The following is an 11,945-nucleotide window of genomic DNA, read 5'->3' as shown; positions in this document are numbered from 1 at the left end:
TGGATAAGGACGGTAACCCGATTAAGGATGCGACGGTTGAGGTTGATCCGAACACCGGTGACATCACGGTGAAGGTGCCGGAGGGTACTAAGGCGCAGGATGGCACGGTTGTTGTCAAGGACAAGGATGGCAACGAGGTCGGCAAGGTTGATGTGAAGATCACCGAGCCGAAGACCGATGTCCCTGCTCCGTCGATTACTGCTGGTGCTGATAAGGATGAGGTTCCGGCTGATGGTTCGGAGAAGACCTTGGATGACAAGGTCAAGGATCCGACTGATGGCATGACTGGTGAGGTCCTGGATAAGGACGGTAACCCGATTAAGGATGCGACGGTTGAGGTTGATCCGAACACCGGTGACATCACGGTGAAGGTGCCGGAGGGTACTAAGGCGCAGGATGGCACGGTTGTTGTCAAGGACAAGGACGGCAAGCCGGTTGGTGATCCGATTGATGTGAAGATCACTGCGCCGAAGACCACGGTTGAGGTCCCGGAAAAGCCGAAGCCGGTTCAGGCGTCTGATGAGAAACAGTCGACTGGTGTGACGGTGAAGAATCCGGATGAGGATACGAAGCCGTCTGCTACCGATAAGGATGGCAAGAACATTCCGGTTGAGGTTGATCCGGAGACCGGTGATGTTGTGGTCACTCCGGGCGAGGACGTTGATGGTCCGATTACGGTGACCATTGAGGATCCGGATCTGGATGGTGGTAAGACCACGGTTGAGGTTCCGGTTGACGGCCACACCAAGGGTAAGGACGACAACAACAAGACCACCACGGCAAGCGTTGAGGATCCGTCCTACGGCGATGCTGCGAAGCAGGTCAAGCCGGGTGAGTCCGTGGCTTCGGAGAAGCCGTTTGGTGACAAGCCGGTTCCGGACGGTACCAAGATCACGGTGAATGCTCCGGAGGGTGCGACCGATTGGAAGTTCACTGGTGCTGAGGACGGCACTGTGACTGCGCAGGCTCCGTCCAACGAGGATCTGGCGAAGCAGTTCGAGCAGCTTGGTCAGACTGATTGGGACAAGCTGGTTGAGGCGCTGACGCCGGTTGCTGAGCCGAATGTGGGCGTTGACTTCGAGTACAAGGATGGCTCGAAGGACTCCGCTGACGCGAAGTTTGAGCTGGTTGGTAAGGATGGCAAGTCCATCCTGGATCCGACCGGTGACGCAGACGGCGACGGTGTTTCCAACAAGGAAGAGGCTGAGAACGACTCGAACCCGTTCGATGAGACGTCTAAGCCGAAGGATGGCTCTGGTGAGCCGTCGACGCCGGTTGAGAACCCGGATTGGGAGACCGACGATAAGTCTGACGCTGTTGTTCCGGGTGGTTCCGTGACTGTTCCGAACACGGGCGGCAAGGTGCCGGATGGTACCACCGTTGAGGCCAAGGGTCCGGGCAAGGCTGAGATTGATGGCAAGGGCAACCTGGTCATCACTGCCAATGATGATGCGAAGCCGGGTGAGAAGATCACGGCGACCATCAAGGATAAGGATGGCAAGGCCATCGATACGGTCACCACGACGGTTAAGGCGGATGAGCCGTCGAAGCCGACCGGTCCGACTGGTACTCCGGCCCCGCAGGAGCCGGCGATTGATAAGGGTAAGTGTGCGGCTTCTGCTGTGGGCTTCGGTCTGCCGCTGCTGGCGCTGATCCCGATCGGTCTGGCAACGCAGATGTCCATCCCGGGTGTCTCTGAGTTTGTCGAGAACGTCTCGAAGGATCTGGAGGGTGCGAATGCGCAGATCCAGCAGAACCTGGGTATGTTCAACCCGCAGACTGCGCAGGCACTGTCTCAGATGAATGAGCAGCTGCGTAAGGCAGGCTTCGACCTGGCTTCTGTTGGTGCCGGTATCGCTGTGATTGCTGCTGGCATCATTGCTGGCACGATCATCTATGACAACTGTGCTCCTGGTGGTCTTGGTGGTAGCTCCGTCAAGCTGGATGGCTCCTCCAAGTAGCCATCCCCAACGCGGTTAACACCGCGTAAGCACCGCACCGGCGCAACGCCCCACAGGTAGGGGTGGTGCGCCGGTGCTTTTGCGTCTGCAGGGGGAGGGGAGTGCTCGCAACCACACTCAAACGCGGGTAGCTCGGAGCCGACTAGTCTTACCTTTACCGGTACAATGGATCGCGTTTACTGGCATCTCGAACCAGGCCGTGAAACGCCTGGACACGAAAGGCGGAACCCATGGCTCAAGGCCACTCCCTGCTTCTTACCGCGGCCAACTGCACGCTGGAAGACGTCGACGTTGACGCGCTCGCGGCTCAGTTGAATGTGCGTCCCGCGCGCGTCGAGGGCGAGACCCTCGCCGAGGCGTACGCGCAGGAGCTGCTCGCGGACGGCGACGCGCTCATCCTGGGCAGCGGCGACTACACCTTCGACGCGGAGGTCGCCGCTGCGTACGGTGTCCCGGTCGTGCTGGTGACCCCGACTCCGGAGAAGACCGGGCACGTTGAGGGTGTGCTGGGTGAGAAGGGGGCGGTGCTCGCGGGCGTCGTGAAGCAAGGGGCCCTTGACGCGGACTCCCTGAAGGTGGACGCGGCGGCTGAGCCCGTGATGAGCGCCGAGGTGTTTGAGTCTTGGCTGATTGGTCGCGCAAAGGAGAAGCAGGCACACATTGTGCTGCCCGAGGGTGACGATGACCGCATCCTGCAGGCCGCGCACCAGCTGCTGGCCAAGGATGTGGCGAAGCTGACCATCCTGGGTGACCCGGTGGACATTGAGCGCCGCGCGAACGAGCAGGGCCTTGACCTGTCCAAGGCACAGGTGATCAACCACCTCGAGTCCGAGCTGCGCGAGGAGTTCGCAGCTGATTTTGCGGAGCTGCGCAAGAAGAAGGGCATCACGCTCGAGCAGGCTCGGGAGACGATGGAGGACATCTCTTACTTCGCCACGATGATGGTGCACAAGGGCATGGCGGACGGCATGGTTTCCGGTGCCGCGCACACCACGGCGCACACCATTAAGCCCTCCTTCCAGATCATCAAGACGGCCCCGGGCGCATCCGTGGTCTCCTCCATCTTCCTGATGGTCATGCGTGGCCGCCTCTGGGCATTCGGCGACTGCGCCGTGAACCCGAACCCGACCGCGGAGCAGATCGGCGAGATCGCTGCGGTCTCCGCGAAGACCGCTTCGCAGTTTGGCATCGACCCGAAGGTCGCGCTGCTGTCCTACTCCACCGGCACCTCCGGCTCGGGCCCGGACGTAGACCGTGCCGTCGCCGCGCTCGAAGCTGCCAAGGCCGCGGACGCGGACCTGGTCGTGGACGGCCCGCTGCAGTTCGACGCAGCGTGCGACCCAGGCGTGGGCAAGAAGAAGGCTCCGGACTCCCCGGTGGCGGGCCAGGCAAACGTGTTCATCTTCCCCGACCTGGAGGCGGGCAACGCGGGTTACAAGATCGCGCAGCGCACCGGCGGCGCCCTCGCCGTCGGCCCCGTGCTGCAGGGCCTGAACAAGCCGGTCAACGACCTGTCCCGAGGCGCGACCGTGCCGGACATCGTCAACACCGTCGCAATCACCGCTATCCAGGCAGGAGCAAAGTAAATGGCATACGCACTGGTTATTAACTCTGGCTCGTCCTCCATCAAGTTCCAGGTCGTGGACCCGGAATCCAGCGCCTCGGACGACCCGTTCGTGTCCGGCCTGGTCGAGCAGATCGGCGAGCCGCAGGGCCGCATCACCATCAAGCACAACGGTCAGAAGTACGTGGTGCAGCGCGCCATCCCCAACCACAAGGTGGGCCTGGAAGAGAGCTTCGGCCTGCTGGAGGCGAAGGGCATCGGCCCGACCCAGATTGACATCCGGGCTGTCGGCCACCGTGTTGTCCACGGCGGCATGGTCTTCTCCCAGCCGGAGCTGATCGTGGACCAGGTCGTGGAGATGATCCGTGACCTCATCCCGCTCGCCCCGCTGCACAACCCGGCCAACATCGACGGCATCGAGGTCGCCCGCGAGCTGCTGCCGGACATCCCGCACGTCGCCGTGTTTGATACCGGCTTCTTCCGCAACCTGCCGCCGGCCGCCGCGCTCTACGCCATCAACGCGGAGATTGCAGAGAAGAACCAGATCCGCCGCTACGGCTTCCACGGCACCTCCCACGAGTTCGTCTCCGAGCAGGTCCCCGCCCTGATCGAGCGCGACCCGCTGCACACCCGCCAGATCGTCCTGCACCTGGGCAACGGCGCGTCCTGCTCCGCAGTGGAAAACGGCCACGCGATCGACACGTCGATGGGCCTTACCCCGCTGGCCGGCCTGGTCATGGGCACCCGCTCCGGCGACATCGACCCGGGCATCATCTTCCACCTGGTCCGCCAGGGCAACATGAGCATCGACGAGATTGATAACCTGCTCAACCGCCAGTCCGGTGTGAAGGGCCTGTCCGGCGTGAACGACTTCCGCGAGCTGCGCACGATGATCGACGAGGAGAACGGCGACGCCTGGCTGGCGTACAACGTGTACATCCACCAGCTGCGCCGCTACATCGGCTCCTACATGATCGCCCTCGGCCGCGTCGACGCGATCACGTTCACCGCCGGCGTGGGCGAGAACGACCAGCACGTCCGCATGGACGCTCTGGACAACATGGAAATGTACGGCATCAAGGTCGACCCGGAGCGCAACGCGCAGCCTAACGACGGCCCGCGCATCATCTCCACCGACGACTCCAAGGTGAAGGTCCTGGTGGTCCCCACCAACGAGGAGCTGGCGATCGCGCAGAAGGCATCCGCGATTGCGAAGCAGATGGCGTAAATCGTCCCTCCACTGAAGCCGCGGCCCCGCGTTGGGTCGCGGCTTCTTGCATCGCAAAACCCTGCCGGTAAAGTGAAGGGCACGTAGGCTTTTCCTGGAACATCCATAACGTTTTCCAGGAAAGCGGTCGGTCCCCGCAGTGCGCGGGCAAACACAGGAGGAGCGGCCATGGGCACGCACAGCTCGTCACGTCGTCGGGGCACCTCGCTCGCCGCGTGCGCATTCGGACTCACACTCGCGCTCTCGGGCGTCCTACCCATCGCCGCGCCTCAAGCCCTACCCGTCGCCCACGCCGCGCCCCGCACGACCGTGCACTGGGACACACTGCGTCCCGCATTCGGCGAGTCCGCCACCGCACCCGCCTCCGTGCGCGCACTCGGCCTGTTCGGCCGCGCGGCCGAGCCCACATCCTGGGCACTCAGCGAGGGGTTCGAGGTCCCCGGGGGCTGGAGCATCGAGCTTGACGACGCCGGCGCGATCACCGCCCAACCACCCACCCCATTCACCGAGGGCGCGACCGACGAGTTCGACGTCCCCGTCCAAGTGACGTTTGCGGACGGCACCTCCGGCGAATTTTCCGCACACGTGGAACTAGCCGACGAGCCCTACCTCATCGCCCCCGGTGACAAGACCTACTGGTCCGGACGCCTCATCCTGCCCCTCTACCTGCGAGCGGTGAATGTGCCGCTCGGCTCCAAGCTGGTGCTCGACGGGCTTCCCGACGGGCTGTGGACCACCATCCAGGCCCCCGGTCTCAAGCGCAGCCAGTACTTCTACGTCAACGGACGGCCCGAGGGCACGGGCGAGTACCCGGTGACCCTGCGCGTGGTCGACCGCCAAGGCGAGCCGGTGGAAAACGCCGCCGGCCCGCTGGAAACCGAATTCACCATCACTTTCCGCGACCCGTCCGACCTGGAGCCGCTGGAAGCTGAGCTGGCGGATTCACCGGCGGAACCGGTTGCCGCTGGCGAGCCCATCCGCATCACGATTTCCGCCGACAACGCCGCATCCGTCGAAGTCTCCGGCCTGCCCGACGGTGTGGAGTTCAACGGCGAGGACAGCGTCATCGAGGGCACCCCGGAGGAGCCGGGCACCTCGAGCGTGACCGTCGACCTCATCACTGACGACGGAGAGCGGCTCGTCGACACCTTCGACCTGGTTGTGGCGGGGGAGCCGAGTGCGGAAACTTCCGCACAGGCGGAATCTTCTGCAACTTCTGCGCCGGAGTCTGCGGATGCGACCGCCAAAACTTCCGCACAGGCGGAAGAATCCGCAGAGCCTACCACCAAAAATTCCGCGCAGGCGGAAGATTCTGCGGAGCCCACCGTGACGACTGCAGGGGTGACGAGTGCGGAAACTTCCGCACAGGCGGAATCTTCTGCGCTGGAGTCTGCGGAGCCTACCACCAAAAATTCCGCGCAGGCGGAAGATTCTGCGGAGCCCACCGTGACGACTGCAGGGGTGACGAGTGCGGAAACTTCCGCACAGGCGGAAACTTTGACGCCGGAGTCTGCGGAAACGACCGCAAAAACTTCCGCACAGGCGGAAAAGCCAGCGGAGCCCACTGCGACGACTGCCGGCGTGACGAGCGTGGAAAATTCCGCGCAGGCGGAAGAATCTGCGGAGCCCACCGTGACGACTGCTGCGGAACCGACCGCCAAAACCTCCGCACAGGCGGAAAGGCCCACCGCCCCCGTCGACCCCGCGGGCCCGGAGGAGATCGACCAGTTCGAGTGGGACGAGTTCACCGTCGCGGCGGGCGCGGAAAACGCGGTCGACCCGGTGCGCAGCGAGCGCTCCGCCGTGGTCACTGCGGAGGCGGGCGCGCCGGACTGGGTCACCGTCTTCCGGGGCGGCCAGGTGTACGCGAGCCCGTCGCGCGACGTTGCGCCCGGCGAGTACCCGGTGCGGGTGCGCACGAGCAACGGGGAGACGGACACCATCCACGTCCGGGTTGTGGAGGCGGCGAACGACGCCGAGCGCTACACGCCCACCTACGCAGTTGCCTACGCCCGCGCCAGTGGCAGTGTGCAGTCGCTGCCACCGCGAGCCACCTTTACGGTCCGCTCCTCCGAATTTGATAACCAGCCGTTGCCGGAGGGGACGAGGTTTGAGGTTGAGGGGGATGGGGTGAGCGTCGATAGGCATGGTGCAATTACGTACGCTCCGCCGCTGGACGCGCAGGTGGGCAAGGCGAAACTGGTGCCCGTGAAAGTGGTGTACCCCGACGGGTCGAGCGAGGGGACCGTGGCGCGCTTCGAGGTGCTCAAGGCGCGCGACGCGGAGCTGTACACCCCTGCCTACCAGGCGGAACGCGCGGCAGGCGCGGGGGAGACCGCCACCGTGGCGCAGACCGCGCGGGACCTGCCGGCGGAAACGGAGTTCAGCCTGGACCCCGCCGCGGACCTGCACGGGTGGGACGTGCGCGTGGACGCGCGGACCGGCCGCGTCGAGGCCACCGCTCCCGAGACACCGGCTGACCTGGACGTAAACGTGCACGTGTCGTACGCGGACGGGTCGGAGGAGACCGTGCCCGTGCACGTCGCGGCGCGGCGCACCGCCTCGATGGCGCAGGCCACGGAGCTGCGTTACGACGACGCCTACGCGGCCGCCGACGGCACCATCACCATCGCCCCGCGCGGCGCGGTGCCCGAGGGCGTGGCTTTCGCCGCTGCGGGCGCGACGCCGGTGCAGCTTGACGTGGAGCCGTCGACAGGCGTGATCACCGCGAAACTGCCTGATGACGCCCCCGCGGACACCTCGTACACCTTGGGCGTGCGCGCGGCGTTCCCGGACGGATCCGCAACCCAGCTGAGCGCGACCGTGACCACGGACTCGCAGGCGCGCCACGCCGACGTGCGGTGGCCGTCCGTCGCGGTCCCGGTCGGCGCGGATGCCGTGACCGCCCAGGTCACAGGCGCGCCGGCGGGCACCACCTTCGCGCTCGCCGCCGAGTACTCGGGCTCGCCGTGGCCCAGCAGCGTCGACCCCACCACTGGCGCGCTCACCGTCGCCGCCCCGGAGAGCGCGAACGCGGGCGACGGCGCCGAGGTCCCGGTCGTGGTCACGTTCCCGGATGGCTCGCAGCGGCTGGTGGGGGTTCGAGCGACCGCGGTCGATGCGATGGCCGGCGCGCAGCCCACCGAGTACGGCGCCGCGGAGGTCCGCCCCGGCGACTCCGTGACGCTCAGCCCCGCGTTCGCGGCCGCACAGTTCTCCCTGGTTGAGAAGGTCGAGGGGCTCTCCACGCGTATCGACGCCACGTCAGGGGCTCTCACCGCCACCGCCACCACCGACGCGACCCCGGGCCCGCGCCGCGTCCCGGTGCGCGTGACCTTCGCCGACTCCACGCAGGCCACGGCCTACGCCACCGTCACGGTGCTTCCGGCGGACGTGACGGCGCAGGCGCAGGGCGAGGGTGCTTCCGCGGTTGGGAAGCTCGTCGCGCTCGCGCTGGGTATCCTCGCCAGCGCAGGCGCTGTCGGGTTCGGCCTGTACGAGAACCGCGAGTTCTTCCGCACCTTCCTGGCCTTCCCGCCCCGCTAGACCGCCGCTCCGCCTTCCGCACAGAAAGGGGAACCGATGCGCCTCAGGCCCGCCCGCGCCGCCGTCGCCGCGCTGACCGCCGTCGCGCTCGCATGCGCCGGCACCCCCGGCCCGGCAGCCGCGGACATCACGCAGAGCCGGTTTGCCGTCCAGCTCACCACGGGCGCGCCGAGCGGGTTCCACACCGTGGACGTGAATAAGGGGCGCGTGTCCTGGCTTACCTTCAACCACCCCAACCAAACGGTGCACGTGCTGCAGGACGCGCTGTCTATCGACGCCACCGCCGCCGGCACCCAGGTCTCGTACGCCGGCGACGACACCGAGGTCACCGAAGGCGCCGGTGGCACGGGTGGAGCTGCCGAGACCGTCACGCTCACCCACCGCGACGACCGCGCCCAGGTGGAGATGGTGCGCACCTTCCGCGTCTCGGCGGACTCGGTGGAGGTGGATGTGCAGCTGCGCAACCTGGCGCAGGACCCGCGCGAGCTGAGCGTGGACCTCGCCCACGGCACCCTGGACAGCGACTTCGCCGTCACCGCCGACCGCGACGGCGACGCGCTCGACCTGCACATCGGTGAGGCTTACCAGCTGCGCCTGGATTTGGCGGGGTCGCAGCGTATCGGCACCGGCGCCGACCGTGATGCCGCGCTCGCGGCCCTCGCGGGTCCGGGAAGCCCGGAAGGCACGGAAGGCCCGGAAAGCACGGACGCCCGCTACCAGGCCGGCCGCTTCGCCGGCACCGTCGCCCCCGGCGAGTCGCTGCATGCCCGCGCCACGCTCACCGGCACCGCGGACGACCGCCTCAACGACACGGACGGCGACGGCTTCCCCGACGTCTTCGAGGCGCAGGGCTTCACCACCGCCGACGGCACCGAGTTCCCCCTCAACGCGTGGGGCCTGGACCCCAACCGGCCCGACCTGCTCCTCCAGCTCAACTGGATGAAGTCCGAGTGGGAGACGCTGGGCTGCGCCACCCGCCGCGCTTACGCGCCCACACCGGCCGACTTCGCCGCCTTCACCGCCTGCTCGCGCGCGAACACGAACACCTACCGGCCTTCGCGAGCCACCCTGAACCAGCTCGTCGAGGTGTTTGACCGCCAGGGCATCAATTTGCTTATCGACGCCGGCGCCTACTACACCAACATCCCCGCCTACACCGACTTTCACGGTGGCCCCACTGAGGACTACGCGGAGTACTACTTCGGAGGGGCGTCGACAAGCATGCCCTACGCGGCGAAACTCCTGGCCGAACGCGACCGGCTGCTGGGGGACCGCGCGGGCGTGTTCCGAGTCGGCGTGATCGGCGGGCAGCAGGCGCCCGGTGACCTCTCCTCCGGGACCGGGCTGGTGCGCGACGGCGCGTTCTTCGTGTCCAAAAACGAGCTGATGACGTCGCAGGAGCAGCTGCGCAACAGCATCCTGCACGAATACGGCCATAACCTGGGGCTCACGCACTCGGGCGCGTACAACGTGGCGCACCCGGATTCGGACTACGTGCCCAACTACAGGTCCGTGATGAACTACCTCTACCAGTTCGCCTACTTCGACTACTCGGACACCGAGGCGCGCCCCGACGCCGCCGCGCCGCTGCCGCGCGCCTGCACCGACGGCTCCGTGACCTGCTACGACGGCGACTACGACATCGCGCCGGACTGGGACCACATCGAGCTGGTCAACGGGCGTATCGGCACCGCCCAAGGCACCGCCGGCACGAGCACGGCGGGTGGGGAAGAGACGTCGCACCGCGCCGACGTGACCGTGCGCGACCTGGAGAAGCACGCCGCCGAGCAAAACAACGGCAAGGCCGGCTTCCGCGTGCTCAACGACCCGGACGCGCCCAACGTCATCGTGACCAACCGCAGCGACTCCACCGTGCGCGTCGAGCTGTCCAACCTGGGCAGTGCGCCGCACCGCTTCCGCGTGCAGGCGTCCTACCCGGGCGGCGAGTGGTCCGACACCGTGCAGGTCGCCTCCGCCCTGTCGAGCGACTCCAAGCGCACCGTCACCGTCCCCATCGCCCAGACCGCCGGCTACCGCGACGCCACCATGCCCATCCAGTTCCGCGTCTACAACGAGGACGGCCGCCTCGTCGCCGACGAGACCCAGGACTTTTCCGTGCTCACCTACACGAAGGCGCAGATGCAGTCGCTTATCGACGAACTCCAGCGCACCCGGTCCCCACTGCTCGCCGACGCGCAAGCCGCGCTCCTCGGGCCCGGCTCGGGCTCGGGTGCTGGCTCTGGCTCGGGCGCGTCGACCGCGACGCCCGTGCCGACGCGCCCCAACTCCGCCCTGCCCACCCCGACCCGCGCGCCGGGCGTCACCGACCTGGCGCCCGCGTCGCCTGTTGAGCCTGCGTCACCTGTTGAGCCGGCTCCGGCGGCTACTGCTTCGCCTGCGGGCGGTTCGAGCTCGACCGGCATCGCGATCGCCGTGGTCCTTGCGCTGCTCGCGGCGCTGGGGATTGGCGCGGGCGTCGCGGCGCAGGCCGGGCTGCTGTAGCGGTCGGCTGTAGCGCCTACCCCGCCTTGCGCCGCCGCCAGTCCACGCCCGCTTGGGGCCGGGACGAGGTGGCGGGGGTGAGTGGGGCGTCGAGAAGCGACGAATGCTCCTTGAGCTCCAGGATCTGCTGCACGACGCCTGCCTCATCGCGCAGCAGCTCGCGCGGAGTCACGCGCACGACCTCGTAGTGCTGCAGCCGGAGCCAGTTCTCGCGCTCGAGCTGCTCGAGCGCCGCGACCTGGCCGTTCGCCGCGAACTTTGCGTCGCCGTCGACCTCGATGATCAGCTGTCCCCACAGCAGGTCCGGCCGCACGAACTGCCCAATCCACATTTGCTCCGCCACCTCGATCCCGCGCTCGCGCAGCACCACCCGCAGCAGCGACTCGTACGGCGACTGCGACTTCCTCGAGCACCAGGCCAGGGCCTTGCGCGCGTGGGCGATGCCTTGCTTACCGACGAGCCTGTCCACCACCTCCTCCAACTCCGCCAACACCCGGTGGTGGTCCTTGCGTTCCACCTGGTAGAAGAGGGAATCCATCGCCACCACCCCGTGCCGGACCCCGTACAACCGCGCGATGTCCACCGCCGTGCGCGCCGCTGTGGTGACCTGGACGGTGTCGCGCTCCAGGGTGAAGGCGTAGCGGTCCGCCTCCGGGATGCGCAGGCGCCGATACTGCACCCTTTTCGGCCACGACGCCTTCCCCGGCACCGCCTGCTCCGGGTAGGACAACGTGACCGGCGCGTGCCGGTCGGGCAGGACCCAGATGCCGCTCACCACGGCGGCTGAGCGCCCCACCAGCACGGCCGTCTGCGCCGCCGCGCCAACCGCGTACGTGCGGAGAAACTCCTGCTCGTGGGGCTTGAGCTGCTGCCACACCGATGTGGCGATGAACTTGGTTGCGGACAGCTTCGTGCAGGCGAGCTCGTCTGCACTTCCAGGCCGGATGAGATGGCCGATGAGCGCACGTTTATCCATTGGTGTTCCCCCGATCTGTTGGCGCGATCCCCCCGATCGCCACTAGCTGCCAATGTAGCAGCCGCCGGCCGGCGTGGTGTGGAAACGTGCGAGCTGCGGCCTAGATGACGAAATCACGATGACGAGGATGCGACGAAACTCTCGTACCCTCGTCACCCTGATCTCGTC

6 protein-coding genes are annotated in these 11,945 nt (G+C 66.9%); 5 read left to right on the top strand and 1 reads right to left on the bottom strand.

The genetic code is table 11. The features are described from left to right. From OVO38_RS08690 to OVO38_RS08670, 5 genes are all read left to right on the top strand, one after another. Positions 1-1,961 (top strand): hypothetical protein (locus tag OVO38_RS08690; protein WP_416358584.1); only part of this gene is annotated, 1,961 nt, incomplete at its 5' end. A 230-nt stretch (positions 1,962-2,191) separates the two neighbouring features. Next, positions 2,192-3,547, top strand: coding sequence for a phosphate acetyltransferase (gene pta / locus OVO38_RS08685; protein WP_267208264.1), 1,356 nt, complete (start codon positions 2,192-2,194; stop codon positions 3,545-3,547). Continuing rightward, entirely contained in the window at positions 3,548-4,753 is a 1,206-nt protein-coding gene (locus OVO38_RS08680) for an acetate kinase (RefSeq protein ID WP_267208263.1), read from the top strand. A gap of 168 nt (positions 4,754-4,921) precedes the next feature. After that, positions 4,922-8,299, top strand: coding sequence for a Rib/alpha-like domain-containing protein (locus OVO38_RS08675; RefSeq protein ID WP_267208262.1), 3,378 nt, complete (start codon positions 4,922-4,924; stop codon positions 8,297-8,299). A gap of 36 nt (positions 8,300-8,335) precedes the next feature. After that, positions 8,336-10,801, top strand: coding sequence for a hypothetical protein (locus OVO38_RS08670; protein ID WP_267208261.1), 2,466 nt, complete (start codon positions 8,336-8,338; stop codon positions 10,799-10,801). Positions 10,802-10,817: 16 nt separating this feature from the next. Here the strand turns inward: OVO38_RS08670 and OVO38_RS08665 are convergent, their stop codons facing one another. Next, on the bottom strand, positions 10,818-11,777 hold the full coding sequence (locus tag OVO38_RS08665) for an endonuclease domain-containing protein (RefSeq protein ID WP_267208260.1): 960 nt from the start codon (positions 11,775-11,777) through the stop codon (positions 10,818-10,820). Positions 11,778-11,945 lie beyond the last annotated feature (168 nt).

Origin of the sequence: Corynebacterium sp. Marseille-P8863 (assembly GCF_946902955.1) — a bacterium.
Classification (GTDB): Bacteria; Actinomycetota; Actinomycetes; order Mycobacteriales; family Mycobacteriaceae; genus Corynebacterium; species Corynebacterium gottingense.
Note: the sequence above shows the minus strand (reverse complement) of the source record. Positions and strands in the feature narration are given on the sequence as shown.